Consider the following 17,160-nt stretch of genomic DNA (forward strand, 5'->3'; position numbering starts at 1 on the left):
AAAGGAGTTAGCAAACTCCTTTTTTGTTTTTTATGGTTTCTGTTATACATTCTTGCAAATGTGGCTTGTTTATAGTGAAATAAGACAACCAATTTTGCAACAAGTCAATCTCATAAGGTAACAAGCTATTCACAGCCTTTTTTAATTTCCTTCTAAAAAGGTTAGGATCAATACTTACACTCTCTAATTCTGACTTAGTGTAATCGTAAATCATTCTTGGCATAAGAAAAAAAATTAGTAGGTTAATATTCTATGATAGATTTGGGAATCATAATGTAAACTTATAAAGTTAATTTTAAATTAACAAATAAAACTGTGATTTTTTATCGATTAAATACATTTTATTACGATAAAATACATTTTTTACATTTTTTAAAAGTTAAATCTTACAAAAATTTAATTCTCATACTATTCTAAAAACAACTTAAGATAGATAAACCCTACTTTGTAAAACAAAAAAAAGGAACCGTTTAAGTTCCTTTTAGTTTTATTTGTTCATAATCAGTAAACATTGCCTTAACTCTGGCTTTTCTTTAGTGAAATTGAGCAACCATTCTGTTAGCTGTTCAATTTCATAAGGTAAAAGCACTCTGACCGCCTTGTCTAATTCTTTACAGAAAAGTATCGCATCAAAGCTAACTCTTTCCAATACAGATTTAGTGTAGTCATAAATCAATCTTGACATAATTAGTGGTTAAATTGTTAAACTTTTAAATCACAGATTTAATAAGAACGTAAATATTGGGATTTTATTATTATCAAAATTAAATTATTTTTTAATACAAAATAAAAATAATACGTTAAATTTTAATTGCGCGAAGCATTTCTCGCTTGCCAGGTGCTCCAGGAAGTTTTTCTACTTTAAAACCACATTCTAACATCGCGTTTTTAATAGAGGAACGGCAAGCATAAGTTACCAAAACACCATTAGGTTTCAATGCAGCATACATTTTTTTAAAAATTTCTAACGACCATAATTCAGGTTGTACTCTAAAACCGAAAGCATCAAAATAAATCAAATCGAAAGCATTTTCATCTGTAATATCTTGAAAGAATTGTTTTCTTTTGATTAAAGAAAAATTGCTTGAAATTGTATGCTTTTCTTCCCAAGAAATTTGATGCATTTTATCGAAAACATGCTTTTCATTAGATGCATTTAATTCGGAAACATAATTCATTTGTAAAGCTTCTTCTACTTGAACAGGATAAGCTTCTACTCCAACATAATCAATAGTTTGATTTACTTTTTGAGATTCTAAATAGGTTATAAAAGCATTCAATCCGGTTCCAAAGCCAATCTCTAAAATTGAAACAGACTTTCCTTCAAACAAAGAAAGTCCGCTTTTGATAAAAACATGATAAGCCTCTTGAATAGCACCATGTTTAGAATGATAACTTTCATCCCAATCTGGTAAATGAATGGTTGTAGAACCATCGTTTGTAGTGAGAATTTCTCTTTTCAAGATTACTTAATATACAATTTCTTAATTCTCGGAATTGGTCCGCCACATTTACCTTTATGGCATGTTATACAAGCATCAACTCCTTTATTAAAGTTCTCTTTTACATTTTCAGTTTCCGAATAAATCAATTTTTGAGCTGCAATGTATTTATCAGCGTTTTCTTTAAAAAAAGCATCGTTATCACTAGGAGTTGTGAATTTGGCAGAATAAATTTTATTGAAAAATTCTGGAAACTTTCCAACAGTATCACCTTTAATAATTCGCAATCTCAATTGTTGATTGTGAGCATACATTTGTTCCATAAGCGATGCCATTTCCGACATTTCATACATCTCAAATTTCTTTTCTTTTACAGAATCATTTGCACAAGCTTCTTTTTCTTCAGCCTTTTCAGTTTGCTTATTCTGACAAGAAATTAATAGCAAAACAGAAAACGATAGTATCAAAAATTTCTTCATTTTATATTATTTCTTAATAAATACTCCAGTTGCAGTAAAGGAATAAGTGATTTCTGGCTTTTTAATTTTATTAATTTCTGCTTGAGATTTGCCAGCATCTTTTGCATAATGCTTCAATTCATCAACCGATACAACATCAATAAATGCTACACCATTCACAACAACTTCACTTCCATCGGCATTAAGTGGTACAAAAAAACCATAATCTTTAAATTTTACAAATGCAGATTCTCCGTTTCCTAAATCTAGTTTCATCCAACATCCTTTCTTTTTACAAACTGAGTTGATTTTAGTAACAAATTTTACAGCAATAGAATCACCTTTTTTCAATGATTTATATTTCTTGAACATTTGCTCTTTGGTAATTACTTTATTTAATTCAAATTTATCTCCAAAAGAAACAAAATCATTTGAATTTAAAGTTGTTTGTGTTTTTGCTTTTTTTGCTGCTTGTTGCGCATTTACGTTTAAACCAATTGAAACGAAGGCAACTAATAATAGTAGTTTGAAATTTTTCATTTTTATAAATTTATTTTTTAATTAAAACACCATCTGCCATGAAAGAATACTTTTTTTCTGGTGCAACAATGCTATCAATTGCTGCTTGTGATTTTCCTGCATCTTTTGCATATTCTTTCAAATCTTCAATTGAAGTTAGCTCTACAAAAGCTTTTCCGTTTACAACAACTTCACTTCCAGCAGCGTTGAATGGCATAAAAAATCCGTAATCTTTAAATTTTACAAAGGCAGACTCTTCATTTCCTAAATCTAAATTCATCCAACAACCTTTCTTTTGGCAAACATCAACAATTTTAGATGCTACTTTTACTTGAAGTGTATCAGTTTCTTTCATTGTTTTATATTTCTCAAGAAGTTCTTCAGAGGAAATGGCTTTATCAGCTGTAATTTTATCACCAAATTCAGCATAAGAAACTGGCTTTGCATCAACTTTTACTTCTTCATTTTTTTTACAACTTACTAATGCTAATACAACAAATGCTGCGATAACTATTTTTCTCATCTTGATTTAAATTTTAATTAGAACAAAATTAAGGAGTTTATTGTGATTTTTCATACTATTTTATGGATAAAATACATTAGTTGATAACATCAATAAATAGTGAATAAATAAATTTTGAAGGCAACTAATTCAATCTATTTTTTTATTAGTTTAGCAAAAACTAAATAACATTTAATTGCTTTTTATAAATAACTGAAAAACAATTATTTATAAATTTAATTAAAAAATAAACTTACATTAAATGACTTTAAACAACACTATCGAAATCGATATAGTTAAAGCTTCATCGTCAAAAATTGCATCAGTAGATTTTGAAAACTTAACCTTTGGAAATATTTTCACAGACCACATGCTAATTTGTGATTTCAAAGATGGCGCGTGGCAAAAACCAATTATCACACCTTATGAACCTTTTTTAATAGATCCTTCTGCTAAAGTTTTTCATTATGGTCAAGCCATATTTGAAGGTATGAAGGCTTATAAAGATGAAAATGATGATGTTTGGTTATTTCGTCCAGACGAAAATTTTAAACGTTTCAATAAATCTGCAAAAAGAATGGCAATGCCAGAAGTTCCTGAAAATATTTTCATGGAAGGCTTGAAAACTGTTGTAGATTTAGATAGAGAATGGGTTAAAAAAGGTCTTGGAAATACCTTATACTTAAGACCATTTATGATAGCTACCGGTCATGGAGTAATTGCACAACCGTCGAGCGAATATCGCTTTATGATAATTCTTTCTCCAGCTAAATCATATTATTCTGGAGAAGTAAAAGTGATTATTGCGGAACACTACAGTCGTGCTGCAAATGGTGGAATTGGAGCTGCAAAAGCCGCTGGAAATTATTCAGCACAATTCTATCCAACAAAATTAGCTAACGAAAAAGGATACCAACAAATCATTTGGACAGATGATGCTACGCATACCAAACTTGAAGAAGCTGGAACCATGAATGTTTTCATTAGAATAAACGATACTTTATATACAGCTCCAACAAGTGAAAGAATTTTGGATGGTGTAACTAGAAAAAGTTTAATTGAATTGGCTCAACGAGATGGATTGAATGTAGAAGTGCGTTCCGTATTAGTTGAAGAATTAGTAAATGCTGCCAAAGACGGAAGTTTGAAAGAAATTTTCGGTGCAGGAACAGCTGCTGTTGTTAGCCCAATTGTAGCATTCGCTTACCAAGGAACAGAATATCAATTACCAAAAATTGAAAATTCTTTTGCTTCTCAATTAAAAGAAGATTTAACTAAAATTCAGTATAAATTAGCTGAAGATACATTTGGTTGGACAGTGAAGATATAGTGTTCAGTGTTCAGTGTTCAGTGTTCAGTGTTCAGTGTTCAGTGTTCAGTGTTCAAAATTAAAACTTCTATTATAAAGAAAGCGATTTTCAAATGAAAATCGCTTTTTTGTTATATCTATATTTTAAACCAATTGTGAACCATTTCTTTTTCTAAATGAGAGGCATTTTTGTGAACAAATTCATTGCTTTTTCCGTTGTAAACATAATCTTTTTCCCACTCTTTGTGATTTTTTGCTAACTCTTTTATACTATCACAAACAAACTTAATCTCTTCTGAAGTTGTTGTTGGATGTATAGACATTCTAATCCATCCTGGTTTTCTTATTAAATCACCAGAAGTTATCAAACAAACCAAATCACTTGAAGTTTCTTTATCAACATGGAGCAAATAATGACCATAAGTTCCGGCACAACTGCAACCACCACGAGTTTGAATTCCGAATCTGTCATTTAATAATTTTACTCCTAAATTATAGTGTAAGTCGTCAATATAAAACGAAATTACTCCTAACCTATCTTGATGTTCTTTTGCTAAAATCTTAATATTTTCAATAGCTCCAAGTTCTTCAAATACATAATCAACAATTTCGTGTTCTCTATCCAAAATATTTTGAATACCCATTTTTTCTTTCAATTGAATGGCAAGTGCTGTTTTGATCACTTGAAGAAATCCTGGCGTACCACCATCTTCTCTATCTTCAATATTGTCAATATATTTATGTTCACCCCAAGGATTTGTCCAACTTACAGTTCCACCACCAGGACAATCTGGAACACTATTTTTGTAAAGATTTTTATTAAAAACTAAAACACCAGATGTTCCTGGACCACCAAGAAACTTATGAGGTGAAAAGAAAATTGCATCCAAATAACTTTCTGAATCTTCTGGATGCATATTGATTTCAACATAAGGTCCAGAGCAAGCAAAATCTACAAAACAAACACCATTATTCTGATGCATAACCTTTGCAACTTGATGATAAGGCGTTTTAATTCCGGTAACATTTGAGCAAGAAGTTATTGAAGCAATTTTGAAATTTCTGTCTTTATATTTATCCAAAAGAAGTTTCAAATTTTCAATTGAAAATAATCCGTCTTCGTTGGCAGGAATAATTTCTACATCAGCAATGGTTTCCAACCAAGAAGTTTGGTTAGAATGATGCTCCATATGAGAAATAAAAACTATAGGTTTCAATTCTTTTGGAATGGTAGTAAATTCTCTAATATTTTCAGGAAGTTTTAAACCCAAAATACGTTGAAACTTATTTACAACGCCAGTCATACCTGTGCCAGTATTGATTAGGATATCATCATCTGTAGCATTTACATGGTGCTTTATGATACTTTTTGCTTCATGATAAGCCATCGTCATCGCTGTACCTGAAATTGTAGTTTCTGTATGTGTGTTGGCTACAAAAGGTCCAAAATCATTCATCAACTTTTCTTCAATAGGTCGATATAATCTTCCGCTTGCTGTCCAATCAGTGTATATAATTTTTTTCTTTCCAAAAGCAGATTCAAACTCTTGATCAATTCCGATGATATTATCTCGAAACTGTTGAAAATAAAGTTCTAGTGCTGTTGTAGTTTCCGTTGAAATCATTGCGTTTAATTTGTGTTCAAATATACGGATTTTTGACAATTATTTTGCAAACTAAAAAATGATGAAACTAGTTGTTTTTCAATTTGATATCATTTAAAATCCATTCCATTTCTGGATCTTTATTTTCAATTTTATCTTTCAATGTTGGAATAATTTCTTGGTCTGGAAAAACACCTCTACCAAAAACAGTAGTCTTGTTTGTAGTTCCGATATCCATAAGACCAACTCTAAGGTATAAATTTGAATTGGGTAGCTTCAAAACTGGCAATAATCCTGCTACAGTTGAATTGAAAGCACCTCCTGTTTCTTCACCAACAAAAGTAATATCCTTGTTTTCTTTCAAGGCAGCTGAAACCAAGCAAGCTGCCGAAAAGCTATTTCCATTAATCAAAACATAAATCTTACCCGAAAAATAATTGGTTTTATTTTGCTGTTTTTTTGAACCAACCAATGAATAAGTATAAGTTCCGTCATTATTTTTCTTAGTTCTCAAAGAAGAAAACGCCATATAAAATGGATATCCAATTGCCGCAAATGGATAAGTAATTTTTGGGATTTTATCAAACATTCCCAATTTCCACAAACTTGTTTTAGAAACAACTTGTGCTGGTTCAAGCATTTGAAAATCTTTATTTGTTAAATAGGAATATAAATCGACAGCATCAGCAACTCTTCCTCCAGGATTATTTCTTAAATCTAAAACTAAAGTTTTTACATTTTTTTGCTTAAGGTTTTCAAAAACTATATCGTAAGCTTTTCTAAATTTACCTTTAGAAAAATCTTTAATCTTCAGAACAGCAATACTACTATCTGTAGCAACAAATGATAATTTTTTACTGAAACTTTTAGTGGTTTCATCATATCCAAAAATTCGCTTATCCTTCTTACTATCAACGACTTTCTTTTCTGTTTTTGGATTTGTTTCAGTTACTTTCGGTGTTGTTTCAGTTTTCTTAACCTTCTCTTTCTTTTCTGCTTTTAAACGACTTACAACTACTTCTTTCAAAGAATCATTTTGCCTAAAAACATAGTATAAACTATCATTGATTCCTATTTCGTTGGTTAAATAATTTGTAAAACGTTTTGAAAAAGCTCTCTTTAAATAAGTTTTATTTAAACCATCAGAAGCATATGTTTTTCTATATTTATTGTGAAGTTGTTGCGGTGTAATAGCATTTATACTTACAACTTCTGCACCAGAAACAATACCTTTTTGTTTAGATTTATTTTTTAAAACATACAATTTATCATTCATCCATTCGAAGTCAAATTGTGATAATGGACCTGTTCCAGATTTAGCTAATCGCTTTTGTTGCTTTTTACTAATTCTCTTTGATGGTGATGACATACTCATGTGTCCTTGCTTAACCGAAGCAACAACTGGACTAATAAGCAAGAAAAAATCTTGACTTGAAATTGGTTTGTTTAATACATTTCTAATACTATCAAACTTTCTATTCAATTCTTCTTTAGAAATGTAGGTGTATAAATTAGGATGGTATTTTTCTAATTTTCGTTGAACGAAATTTACATCTTGTATTAAATCCTTTTCAGAAATTGGTTGTGCTAGTCTTTTGTTATACTCCTCAACAGAAACACAACTGAAAGACACTATTGAAACTAAAATTCCAACAAACAAACTAAAATAAAAATTACTAAATTGACTAAACTTCATAAAATATAATCGCTATTGACATCCAATTTTCAAATATACATTTATTTGTTGTTTCATGTGATTTTCATTAATATATTAACTTAATTCTAATAATAATTAGACAAAAAATCAGTAAATTTGTAATACAAACATACTATTAATGCAATTAAAAATAAATAATAGATTTAGTGCTGAATTATCTGCCGATGTTAATGAAACTAATATCACCAGACAAGTACTAAATGCCTCTTTCTCTTATGTTACTCCAAGAATTCCTTCGAATCCAAAACTAATTCATGCAACGAAAGAAGTTGCTCAAATGATTGGAATAACCGAAGATGAGATCACATCTGTAGCTTTTTTAGACCTATTTTCAGGGAAAAAAACTTTACCAAATTCTCGTTCTTATGCTATGAATTATGCAGGACATCAATTTGGAAATTGGGCTGGACAATTAGGTGATGGAAGAGCTATTGTTTTAGGCGAAGTTAAATACAACAATCAAAATTGGATGTTGCAATTAAAAGGCGCCGGAAGTACTCCTTACTCTCGTCGTGCTGATGGATTGGCTGTTTTGCGTTCTTCTATTAGGGAACATTTATGTAGCGAAGCAATGCATTATTTGGGTGTACCAACTACGCGTTCACTTTCTCTAATCTCAACAGGCGATGAAGTTCTGAGAGATATGATGTATGATGGAAATGCTGATTATGAAAAAGGTGCTGTAGTTTGTAGAGTTGCTCCTACTTTTATACGATTTGGAAATTTTGAACTGTTTTCAGCACAAAACGATTTAGAAAATTTAAAAAAATTAGCCGATTTTACCATAAAATATTATTATCCAGAAATTACAACTGATGGTGTTGAAAAATACATTCAGTTCTTTCATAAAGTAGCCAATAAAACTCGTGAAATGATTATTCATTGGCAAAGAGTTGGATTTGTACACGGAGTGATGAATACTGATAATATGTCTATTTTAGGACTAACAATTGATTATGGTCCATACGGATGGTTAGAAGATTATAATCCCGATTGGACTCCAAACACAACCGACAGAGAACATAGAAGATATCGATTTGGCAATCAAGGAGATGTTGCTCTTTGGAATTTATTTCAATTAGCAAATGCACTTTATCCATTAATTGAAATAGCTGTTCCTTTAGAAAATGTTTTGAATGATTTTCAAACCAAATACACGAAAGATTATATTCAGATGATGCGAGATAAATTGGGTTTAAAAATTGTCTCAAAAGAGGATATCAAATTAATAGAAGAATTAGAAAATGTTTTAATATTATCTGAAACTGATATGACTATTTTCTTTAGAGAGTTAAGTAGAGTTAAAAAAGCTCACACGCCAGGTTGTGGAATTGCTATTATTGATGATGCCTTTTACAAACCGGAAGAAATCAAAAAAAATATACTAGAAGATTGGGAGAAATGGTTTAAAAAATACATCAAAAGATTAAAAAGAGAATCCACAAGTGATGAAGATCGTAAACTAAAAATGGATGCTGTAAATCCGAAATATGTATTGAGAAATTATATGGCCCAAATGGCTATTGATACAGCTAACAAAGATGATTTTAGTATTATCAAAGAATTGCACGAGTTATTAAAAAAACCATATCAAGAACAACCAAATTCAGAAAAATGGTATGCAAAAAGGCCTGATTGGGCAAGAGAAAAAATAGGATGCTCAATGCTCTCTTGTAGTTCGTAAAAAAAACAAAACCCTGAACTATTTCAGGGTTTTGTTTTTAAATTATATTCCAGCCACAGCTTTTATTTCATCAATAATTCTAAAAGCTAATTTATCAGCTTCAGCTTGAGTTGGAGCTTCAGTATAAATTCGGATAATTGGTTCAGTATTAGATTTTCTCAAATGAACCCACTCAGTAGCGAAATCAATTTTCACACCATCAATTGTATTGATTTCCTCATTTTTATATTTTTCAGTCATCGCAACTAAAATGGCATCTACATCAATTTGAGGTGTCAATTCAATTTTGTTTTTACTCATATAATATTGTGGATAACTTGCTCTTAGTTCGGCAACTGTCTTATCTTGATTTGCCAAATAAGTCAAGAACAATGCTACTCCTACCAAACTATCTCTTCCGTAATGTAATTCTGGATAAATGATTCCGCCGTTTCCTTCACCACCGATTATAGCATTTGTAGCTTTCATTAATTCCACCACATTTACTTCACCAACAGCACTTGCTTGATAACTTCCATTATGTTTATTAGTAATATCTCTCAATGCACGAGACGAACTCATATTAGAAACAGTATTTCCTGGCGTTTTACTCAAAACATAATCGGCAATCGCTACCAAAGTATATTCTTCGCCAAACATTTCACCATCATTTGAAATAAAAGCCAATCTGTCAACATCTGGGTCAACCACGATTCCGAAATCGGCTTTTTCTTCTACAACCAATTTACAAATGTCACCTAGATGTTCTTTCAAAGGTTCTGGATTGTGTGGAAAATGACCATTTGGTTCGCAATATAATTTTACTACTTCAACACCCATTTGTTCCAACAAATTCGGAATTACAATTCCACCTGTAGAATTTACAGCATCTACAACTACTTTATATTTCTTGGTTTTCACCAAATCAGCATCCACTAAAGGTAAATCTAGTACTTCATCAATGTGAATATCCATATAGGAATCGTTGGTAGTGATTTCGCCTAACGAATCAACATCAACAAAATCAAAGGCTTCTGCTTCTGCAATTTCTAAAATTTTTGCACCATCAGCACCATTTAAAAACTCACCTTTTTCGTTCAATAATTTCAATGCATTCCATTGTTTTGGATTATGCGAAGCAGTTAAAATAATTCCGCCATCTGCTTTTTCTAAAGGAACTGCTACTTCAACAGTTGGTGTTGTAGAAAGCCCTAAATCGATAACATTTATTCCTAATCCGATTAATGTATTTTGAACCAAATTATGAATCATTGATCCTGAAATTCTGGCATCACGACCGATTACAACGGTTAGTTTTTCTTTTGAACTATTATTTTTCAGAAAAGTTCCATAAGCTGAAGCAAATTTTACTGCATCAACTGGAGTTAAATTATCACCTACTTTTCCACCGATGGTTCCACGAATTCCTGATATTGATTTTATTAATGTCATTTTTAAATATTAGATTTTAGATATTAAATATTAGATTTGGAAGTACAAATATACTAATTTGAAATTCTAATTAAAATAACTAATTTGGTCAAATGAATTTCCTCGCTCACATATACCTTTCTGGAAACAACGATTTGCTTAAAATTGGAAATTTTATGGCTGATAGTGTTCGTGGACATCATTATTTGGATTATCCAGACGAAATTCGAAAAGGTATTCTTTTGCATCGTTATATTGACACTTTTACTGATGCTCATCCCATTTACAGAAAAAGTAAACATCGTTTACACGAAAAATATGGACATTATTCTGGTGTGATTATGGACATTGTTTATGATCATTTTTTAGCTAAAAACTGGAACAACTATTCTGATGAAAAATTAGAAGATTACGCAGATAAATTTTACAAATTACTTCAAGATAATTACGACATTCTAACAGAAAAAACTAAAGGAATGTTACCTTATATGATTGCTCGAAATTGGTTAGTAAGTTACGCGTCATTAGCTGGCTTAGAAATGATTTTATTCCAAATGGATTATCGAACGAAACATCGCGCCAATATGCAAGAATCGATTGTAGAAGTTCAAGAGTTTTATACCGAATTTGAAGAAGAATTTACTTTGTTTTTTGAAGAATTACGTAATCATTGTGAAGAGAAATTAAAAGAGTTAGAATGAATTTTATACAAAATTTAGAACACGATTTACATCAAAAATCCAATCGAGAACTAGCCATTCCGATGGAGAATTATATGAAAAATAATTTCTCTTTCTTAGGAATAAAAACCGAAGAAAGAAGAGCAATTTTTAAAGAGAATTACGAAAAATCCAAATCTGAAATAAAAGCAAATTTCAGAAAAATTGCTTGGGAATTATTCAATAAAAAGGAACGAGAATTTCATCAATGCGCTATAGATTTATTGGTAAAAGAATTCAAGAAAAATTATGTTTTAGAAGATATTAAGTTAATTGAAAACTTAATCATTACAAACTCTTGGTGGGATTCGGTTGATGTTGTTGCTAAATATTTGCTTGGTGGCTATTTGAAACAATTTCCAAATGAAACTTATGAAGTTATTGAACACTTTTCGAATTCAAATAATATGTGGTTGAATCGAAGCGCTATCCTATTTCAGTTGAGTTATAAAGAAAAAACCAATTTCGATTTACTAAAATCAGAATGTGAAAAACATAAAGAATCTAAAGAGTTTTTTATTCAAAAAGCAATTGGTTGGGCTTTGAGAGATTACAGTCGTTTTAATCCAAGTGGAGTTTCTGAATACGTAAATTCATCCAATTTAAAGCCTTTAAGTCAACGAGAAGCATTGAGAAATATCAAGTAATTACATTTCACCAAGAAGAGTAGAAAAAACCACTTTAGTTTCTTCACCAAACATTTTTGGAGTTTCGAAAAAATATACTTTTTGAACAATTTTGGTTTTCGAAACTATTCCTGATTTTGTTCTTGAAATAGTATATCCTGTTTTCCAACTTTGATATTCAACAGAATCATACCTGCTTTCATCTGAAACTGAAAATAAAATCGGTTCGGAAATTAAAAGCTTCTGAATGAACTGTTGTAAAGTAATTTTATCAAAAGAATCCGAAGTAAAATCAATCACCATTGTGTTGGGATTTTGAAATAACAAATTGATGTTTTTGACCACTTCTTTCTTCAAATCATCATTCAATGATGCATCGGTAAGCATCTGAAAATAGGAAAACAAATCTTCCACTTTAGTTTTAGAATTTTCTTGATAAGCATTCAAAACTTTGGCAGAAAACCTTTTATTTAAAGTCATAGCCGTTGCTGCTTTCTTTTCTGAAACGCTCTCTTTCACAACATCTTGAGCATTAACAAAAAAGCTGCATAATAAAATAACGATAAATAAAAATTTCTTATTCATTCTATTCTTGTTTAATTCTAATGAACTGAATTTTATCATTAGCATCGTTTTTAATTTCAACAATCTTCATCTTTTTTAACGAAGCCGTTGGTACAATCAACTTTTGTGAAAACTCGCTTTTATTGAAATATTCTGCTCCCAAATCGTCTTTCAGCATCACAATTACTTCCAAATTATCTGATAATATTTTATTCAATTGCTCTTTTCTAGTTTGCCAATCTTTAATATCTGATAACATAAATGCTTTAAGCATCATGGCATAATCATCTGGTTTTAAATCAATTCGTTTTGGTGGTTCTGTTGTTGTTCCGTTTGGATTAATTACTATCGTCTTTGGCAAGTAAAACGGACTTTGAATAACCAATTTTGATTTCTCGTTACCATTATTTGAAACTTGAACTTTACCTTCTTTTATCTCTAATTCTTGTTTGACTGAATCTTTTACTTCAAAGACTTTAACTTCTTCTGCATTTACTTTTTCATTAGTGTATTCGTTATTTAGCTGAATTGTTTTGGGTTTAGATTCTTCTTTTTTATAAATCATTAAAAAAATTGAAAAAATCGAAAGAATCAAAAAGATAATGAGGACAAACAACCATTTTTTAGATTTTTTAGATACTTTTGATTTTTTAGATTCTGAAATTTTCTCTTCAAATGTAAACTCATCCCAACCTGAAAAACCTACAAATTCCGATAAAATATTCAGCATATCTTTTCGTGGAATCTTGTTGTTGGTTTCGGGTTTTAAATGCGTGTAAATCCATTTTTCACTAATCGTTTGCTTACACTTTTCTTCGATTAAACCAATCAAATTTTGAATATCCTGCGAACTAAATGTCTTCCAAGTTCCTTGAAAAAAAGGATGATGCTCTTGATATTTCAAAAGCACTTTTTGTTTCAATTCCTGAAATTTTTCAAGTTCTGTCATTCTAATTATTCGATTCAAAAGTAAAGCTACAATTCGATATTTCTACTGAAAACCAACTGTAAAAGTGCTGTAAATGTAATTAAAAAACTTTACAGTTAGTTGAAAGTAGTTTTACCAAACCAACTTTGAAAAACGAGAGTATCATTGCATCATTAATTTTAAAAACTTAAAAAAATGAAGACAAATTTAATTACAACAATCGCTCTTACAATTGCACTAAACTTTGCTAATGCGCAAGACATGGGAAATGCTCAATACGAAAAAAAAGGAAATGCTGATTATGGAAATGGCGCTTACGGAAATGGTGGCTACACTATTAATAGAGTAAACACAATTCAAACCACTTCAAGCAGTCAAGACGAAATGGTTTTAACGATTAAAGGAATTTACAACGAACGTGCAACTGCTCAAATTGCCACATTTGCTGTGCTTCAATTAGGAAAAACTGCCGAAGAAGCCACCAACTTAATTGACGAACGAATTGGAAATGTTATGAAAGAATTAGCATTATTCAATAAAGAAATTGTGGTTGAAACCGATATGATTTCATTTGTTCCAACTTATGATTATGCTGTTGATAAAAAGATTTTTAATCCAAAAACGTATAACGAAAAACCATCTGGATTTGAATTGAAAAAGAACATCTTAATCAAGTTTAGAAACAATAATGATTTTGATAAAATTCTATCAATTTGTGGGAAAAACGAAATTTATGATATCGCAAAAGTTGATTATGTAACGACCAATTTTGACCAAGTTAGAAGCGCAATGCAAAGAAAAGCTTTGGAAGTTTTTAAAGATCAGATGGCAAATTATTCACTAATTATGAATACCGATTTGAACAAAAAAGAAAAAATACTTCAAGAAGGTTTTAATGTAACGTATCCGATGGAAAGTTATAGAAGTTATCAAGCGTTTTCGCAAGCTAATGCTAATTTTGATCCAAAAAGTGAAGTCAATGTTATCAAGAAAAATACGACGCAATATTACAACCAAGCATTGGTAAAAGACCACAATTTTGTTATGAATCCTGATATTACTGAACCAACTATTCAAGCATTTTACGATATCACAATTCGAATCAAACTTAAAGAAGACCAATTGCCAAAAAACACTATCATCAGAAACAATCGTTACTATATAATCACTGCAGCTGGAGATATTAAATTGTTGAATTTATAATATCTGATATGAAAAAGATATTAATTTGTTTTTTTGTTTTGGTTTCCAATTTAGTCAACGCACAACATTGTCCGTATGATTTTTCAGATATAATAGTTTTAAAAGTTCACACTAGAGAAAATCAGAATACGATTCCAAATTTGAAAGTAACTTTAGTCAAAAAGAAAAAAGATAAAGTAGTGAATAATAAAGTCTACATTTTAACTCAAAATAATAGATTCCCATTTTTATCTGACGAATACAGTGTAATAATTCCAAGTAGACTTGACATTGAAAATTACTATTTAAAAATTGAAAGTTTTTGCGAATATGGAAACAATGACTGGACTTATTATGGAACTAAAGAAATTAAACTTACTGAAATTGATAAATTTCCATTGTGTGGAAATTATGATTCGAATGATTATTATGATTCTACCTTTGGTGAAAGAGTTTACAAACCAATAGAAGTCATACTCAGCAAAAAAAGTTGCGAAATAAATTAAATTCAAAATCCGATGAAAGAAATATCCTTCATCGGATTTTTTATGTAAAATTTTAAAACACTACTTTTGTCTTTCGCAGTGAATAAATCAAAATGCCAAACAGAAAGTCAGTAATCATTCAATTATTTTTTAGAAAAATTGCTCGCCGATTAGAATCCTTATTCTTCTTGGCAAAAACAATTTTGTCTGAGCGTAATTTTATATACTTATCTGCGGTTGCTGTAGCAATATCTTGCGCTTTGGCTGTGATTATTCTTAAAAGTTTTGCGCACAATGTTTTCATTTTTGCCAATTATGCTAATAAATATTTAAAGCTACCTTATGCCAATAGTATTTTTCCAATTATAGGTATTTTACTGACTGTTTTTGTTATCAAAAAATTCCTAGATGGTTCTATAGAAAAAGGTAGTTCAAGAATTCTTTATGCTGTTGCTAAAAAAGGTGGAATTATTCCAAAAAAACAAATGTATGCCCAAATTATAACAAGTTCATTAACCGTTGGACTTGGTGGTTCTGCTGGATTGGAAAGTCCGATTACAATAACCGGAGCTGCTTTTGGTTCTAACTTTGCTCTAAAATATAAACTTTCTCAAAAGGATAGAATTTTACTATTAGCGTGTGGAGTTGCTGCCGGAATTGGTGCAGCTTTCAATGCTCCAATTGCTGGAGTTTTGTTTGCAATAGAAGTTGTTTTAACTGATGTTGTCATTTCGGCTTTTATACCCATCATGATTTCAGCCGCAACTGGTGCGTTAGTTTCTAAAGTGCTTTTAAGTCAGGATGTTTTATTGAGTTTTGAACAAGAACAAAATTTTGATTTTCACAATACACCTTACTACATATTATTAGGAATTTTAGCTGGTTTAGTTTCTGTTTATCATGCCCGAAATTTCAGAAAAGTAGAACATTTCTTTAGTCGATTTAAAAACAACACTTACAAGAAAGCTTTATTTGGCGCTACTATTTTAGCTGTTTTAATATTCTTTTTTCCAACTCTTTTTGGTGAAGGTTACGAAAGCATGAAAACACTCTCAACAGCTCATCCTGAAAGTTTACTAGAAAATACTTTATTAGAAAATCATAAAAGTAACGAATGGATTTTATTAGGATTTGTTGGTTTGATTGTCTTATTAAAATCTTTCGCAACTGGTTTAACATTAGGTTCTGGCGGAAATGGAGGTAACTTCGCTCCTTCTCTATTTGTAGGTTCTTATCTTGGTTTTTTTGTAGCAAAATTTATGGATTTGACCAATATCAATTCGCATCTTCCTGTAACTAATTTTACCATTGTAGGAATGGCTGGAATTTTGAGTGGTTTATTTCACGCACCATTAACCGCAATTTTCTTGATTGGTGAAATCACTGGAGGTTATGATTTAATGGTTCCATTGATGATTGTTTCTTCAATAAGTTTTGCGGTTTCCAAACAAATGGAACCTCATTCAATGGATGTTAAAGCATTGGCAGATAAAGGTGACGTTTTTACAAGTGATAAAGATAAAAATATCTTGCAAAGTATTGATTTCCTTGAATTAGTTGAAACTGATGTGAAAACAATTTCTCTCGACAAATCTTTAGAAAATCTTATCGAACATTTATCAAATGTAAACCAACAAATCATTCCTGTTTTAGACGAAAGGAATAAACTTCTTGGAATTGTTGATTTTGAAAATATACGTTCTATAGTATTTAATCCTTATCGAATTAAGTTCACAGAAATCAAAGAAATCCTTACTCAACCAAAAGAAATCATCAACCACGATGACGGAATGGAAACAATCATGGAAAAATTTGAAACTTCAAATCAAAACCTACTTCCTGTTACTAAAAACGGAAAGTTCTTTGGATTGATTTCTAAAGTAACTATTCTTGAAGCTTATCGCGAGCAATTGAAGGAAATGGTGATTGAATAGTTTCTATTTCAAAAATCAAATTCAAAAGTCAATTGCAAAATTCAATAACAAAACTTAATAATACTTATACAATAATT

The 17,160-nt window shown here is 30.4% G+C and carries 18 protein-coding genes; 7 read left to right on the top strand and 11 right to left on the bottom strand.

Going from position 1 to position 17,160, the window contains the following annotated elements; genetic code table 11:
• Positions 1–7: 7 nt before the first annotated feature.
• The 6 genes from ABD766_RS00290 to ABD766_RS00315 form a co-directional block, all read right to left on the bottom strand.
• Positions 8–214, bottom strand: coding sequence for a hypothetical protein (locus tag ABD766_RS00290; protein WP_344814842.1), 207 nt, complete (start codon positions 212–214; stop codon positions 8–10).
• 273 nt (positions 215–487) lie between these two features.
• The gene (locus tag ABD766_RS00295; protein WP_298308238.1) at positions 488–685 is read right to left on the bottom strand and encodes a hypothetical protein; all 198 of its coding nucleotides are present in this window, start codon (positions 683–685) and stop codon (positions 488–490) included.
• Positions 686–800: 115 nt separating this feature from the next.
• On the bottom strand, positions 801–1,463 hold the full coding sequence (gene mnmC2 / locus ABD766_RS00300) for a tRNA (5-methylaminomethyl-2-thiouridine)(34)-methyltransferase MnmC2 (protein WP_344814843.1): 663 nt from the start codon (positions 1,461–1,463) through the stop codon (positions 801–803).
• A 2-nt stretch (positions 1,464–1,465) separates the two neighbouring features.
• Positions 1,466–1,921: a hypothetical protein gene (locus ABD766_RS00305; protein WP_344814844.1), complete on the bottom strand. Its 456-nt coding sequence runs from the start codon at positions 1,919–1,921 to the stop codon at positions 1,466–1,468.
• 6 nt (positions 1,922–1,927) lie between these two features.
• On the bottom strand, positions 1,928–2,440 hold the full coding sequence (locus tag ABD766_RS00310) for a DUF4920 domain-containing protein (protein ID WP_344814845.1): 513 nt from the start codon (positions 2,438–2,440) through the stop codon (positions 1,928–1,930).
• A gap of 10 nt (positions 2,441–2,450) precedes the next feature.
• On the bottom strand, positions 2,451–2,942 hold the full coding sequence (locus ABD766_RS00315; protein WP_344814846.1) for a DUF4920 domain-containing protein: 492 nt from the start codon (positions 2,940–2,942) through the stop codon (positions 2,451–2,453).
• 241 nt (positions 2,943–3,183) lie between these two features.
• On the opposite strand from ABD766_RS00315, the gene ABD766_RS00320 reads away from it, so the two are divergent.
• Positions 3,184–4,251, top strand: a complete 1,068-nt coding sequence (locus ABD766_RS00320) for a branched-chain amino acid aminotransferase (RefSeq protein ID WP_298308252.1) — start codon at positions 3,184–3,186, stop codon at positions 4,249–4,251.
• A 116-nt stretch (positions 4,252–4,367) separates the two neighbouring features.
• Here ABD766_RS00320 and ABD766_RS00325 read toward each other — a convergent pair whose 3' ends face one another.
• Entirely contained in the window at positions 4,368–5,855 is a 1,488-nt protein-coding gene (locus tag ABD766_RS00325) for an aminotransferase class V-fold PLP-dependent enzyme (protein WP_344814847.1), read from the bottom strand.
• A 67-nt stretch (positions 5,856–5,922) separates the two neighbouring features.
• Positions 5,923–7,530 carry a S41 family peptidase gene (locus ABD766_RS00330; protein ID WP_344814848.1) on the bottom strand — a complete coding sequence of 536 codons (1,608 nt, stop codon included), beginning with the start codon at positions 7,528–7,530 and terminating at the stop codon, positions 5,923–5,925.
• Positions 7,531–7,669: 139 nt separating this feature from the next.
• Between ABD766_RS00330 and ABD766_RS00335 the strand changes: the two genes are divergently transcribed.
• Positions 7,670–9,235 carry a protein adenylyltransferase SelO gene (locus tag ABD766_RS00335; RefSeq protein ID WP_344814849.1) on the top strand — a complete coding sequence of 522 codons (1,566 nt, stop codon included), beginning with the start codon at positions 7,670–7,672 and terminating at the stop codon, positions 9,233–9,235.
• Positions 9,236–9,277: 42 nt separating this feature from the next.
• Here ABD766_RS00335 and glmM read toward each other — a convergent pair whose 3' ends face one another.
• On the bottom strand, positions 9,278–10,666 hold the full coding sequence (gene glmM / locus ABD766_RS00340; RefSeq protein ID WP_298308263.1) for a phosphoglucosamine mutase: 1,389 nt from the start codon (positions 10,664–10,666) through the stop codon (positions 9,278–9,280).
• A 92-nt stretch (positions 10,667–10,758) separates the two neighbouring features.
• On the opposite strand from glmM, the gene ABD766_RS00345 reads away from it, so the two are divergent.
• Together ABD766_RS00345 and ABD766_RS00350 are read left to right on the top strand one after the other, a co-directional pair.
• Positions 10,759–11,346, top strand: coding sequence for an acyl carrier protein phosphodiesterase (locus ABD766_RS00345; RefSeq protein WP_344814850.1), 588 nt, complete (start codon positions 10,759–10,761; stop codon positions 11,344–11,346).
• Positions 11,343–12,011, top strand: coding sequence for a DNA alkylation repair protein (locus ABD766_RS00350; RefSeq protein WP_344814851.1), 669 nt, complete (start codon positions 11,343–11,345; stop codon positions 12,009–12,011). Before ABD766_RS00345 ends, ABD766_RS00350 begins: the two co-directional genes overlap by 4 nt.
• On the opposite strand, the gene ABD766_RS00355 is transcribed toward ABD766_RS00350, so the two are convergent.
• Both ABD766_RS00355 and ABD766_RS00360 read right to left on the bottom strand, forming a co-directional pair.
• On the bottom strand, positions 12,012–12,575 hold the full coding sequence (locus ABD766_RS00355; RefSeq protein WP_344814852.1) for a hypothetical protein: 564 nt from the start codon (positions 12,573–12,575) through the stop codon (positions 12,012–12,014). It abuts the gene before it with no gap.
• A 1-nt stretch (position 12,576) separates the two neighbouring features.
• On the bottom strand, positions 12,577–13,503 hold the full coding sequence (locus tag ABD766_RS00360; RefSeq protein WP_344814853.1) for a hypothetical protein: 927 nt from the start codon (positions 13,501–13,503) through the stop codon (positions 12,577–12,579).
• Positions 13,504–13,677: 174 nt separating this feature from the next.
• Here ABD766_RS00360 and ABD766_RS00365 point away from each other — a divergent pair, with 174 nt between their 5' ends.
• The 3 genes from ABD766_RS00365 (at position 13,678) to ABD766_RS00375 (ending at position 17,083) form a co-directional block, all read left to right on the top strand.
• Entirely contained in the window at positions 13,678–14,685 is a 1,008-nt protein-coding gene (locus ABD766_RS00365) for an SIMPL domain-containing protein (RefSeq protein ID WP_344814854.1), read from the top strand.
• Positions 14,686–14,693: 8 nt separating this feature from the next.
• On the top strand, positions 14,694–15,170 hold the full coding sequence (locus ABD766_RS00370) for a hypothetical protein (RefSeq protein ID WP_344814855.1): 477 nt from the start codon (positions 14,694–14,696) through the stop codon (positions 15,168–15,170).
• A 92-nt stretch (positions 15,171–15,262) separates the two neighbouring features.
• Positions 15,263–17,083 carry a chloride channel protein gene (locus ABD766_RS00375; RefSeq protein ID WP_344814856.1) on the top strand — a complete coding sequence of 607 codons (1,821 nt, stop codon included), beginning with the start codon at positions 15,263–15,265 and terminating at the stop codon, positions 17,081–17,083.
• Positions 17,084–17,160 lie beyond the last annotated feature (77 nt).

Source organism: Flavobacterium cheonanense (assembly GCF_039539185.1).
Lineage (GTDB): Bacteria > Bacteroidota > Bacteroidia > Flavobacteriales > Flavobacteriaceae > Flavobacterium > Flavobacterium cheonanense.

Bases quoted from the DNA above. Each gene is read 5' to 3' on its own strand.
- ABD766_RS00310 (WP_344814845.1), bottom strand. From the start codon at position 2,440: ATGAAAAATTTCAAACTACTATTATTAGTTGCCTTCGTTTCAATTGGT.
- ABD766_RS00355 (WP_344814852.1), bottom strand. From the start codon at position 12,575: ATGAATAAGAAATTTTTATTTATCGTTATTTTATTATGCAGCTTTTTT.
- ABD766_RS00315 (WP_344814846.1), bottom strand. From the start codon at position 2,942: ATGAGAAAAATAGTTATCGCAGCATTTGTTGTATTAGCATTAGTAAGT.
- ABD766_RS00370 (WP_344814855.1), top strand. From the start codon at position 14,694: ATGAAAAAGATATTAATTTGTTTTTTTGTTTTGGTTTCCAATTTAGTC.
- ABD766_RS00345 (WP_344814850.1), top strand. From the start codon at position 10,759: ATGAATTTCCTCGCTCACATATACCTTTCTGGAAACAACGATTTGCTT.
- ABD766_RS00335 (WP_344814849.1), top strand. From the start codon at position 7,670: ATGCAATTAAAAATAAATAATAGATTTAGTGCTGAATTATCTGCCGAT.
- ABD766_RS00375 (WP_344814856.1), top strand. From the start codon at position 15,263: ATGCCAAACAGAAAGTCAGTAATCATTCAATTATTTTTTAGAAAAATT.
- ABD766_RS00290 (WP_344814842.1), bottom strand. From the start codon at position 214: ATGATTTACGATTACACTAAGTCAGAATTAGAGAGTGTAAGTATTGAT.
- ABD766_RS00360 (WP_344814853.1), bottom strand. From the start codon at position 13,503: ATGACAGAACTTGAAAAATTTCAGGAATTGAAACAAAAAGTGCTTTTG.
- ABD766_RS00365 (WP_344814854.1), top strand. From the start codon at position 13,678: ATGAAGACAAATTTAATTACAACAATCGCTCTTACAATTGCACTAAAC.
- glmM (WP_298308263.1), bottom strand. From the start codon at position 10,666: ATGACATTAATAAAATCAATATCAGGAATTCGTGGAACCATCGGTGGA.
- ABD766_RS00330 (WP_344814848.1), bottom strand. From the start codon at position 7,530: ATGAAGTTTAGTCAATTTAGTAATTTTTATTTTAGTTTGTTTGTTGGA.
- ABD766_RS00325 (WP_344814847.1), bottom strand. From the start codon at position 5,855: ATGATTTCAACGGAAACTACAACAGCACTAGAACTTTATTTTCAACAG.
- ABD766_RS00350 (WP_344814851.1), top strand. From the start codon at position 11,343: ATGAATTTTATACAAAATTTAGAACACGATTTACATCAAAAATCCAAT.
- ABD766_RS00320 (WP_298308252.1), top strand. From the start codon at position 3,184: ATGACTTTAAACAACACTATCGAAATCGATATAGTTAAAGCTTCATCG.
- ABD766_RS00295 (WP_298308238.1), bottom strand. From the start codon at position 685: ATGTCAAGATTGATTTATGACTACACTAAATCTGTATTGGAAAGAGTT.
- ABD766_RS00305 (WP_344814844.1), bottom strand. From the start codon at position 1,921: ATGAAGAAATTTTTGATACTATCGTTTTCTGTTTTGCTATTAATTTCT.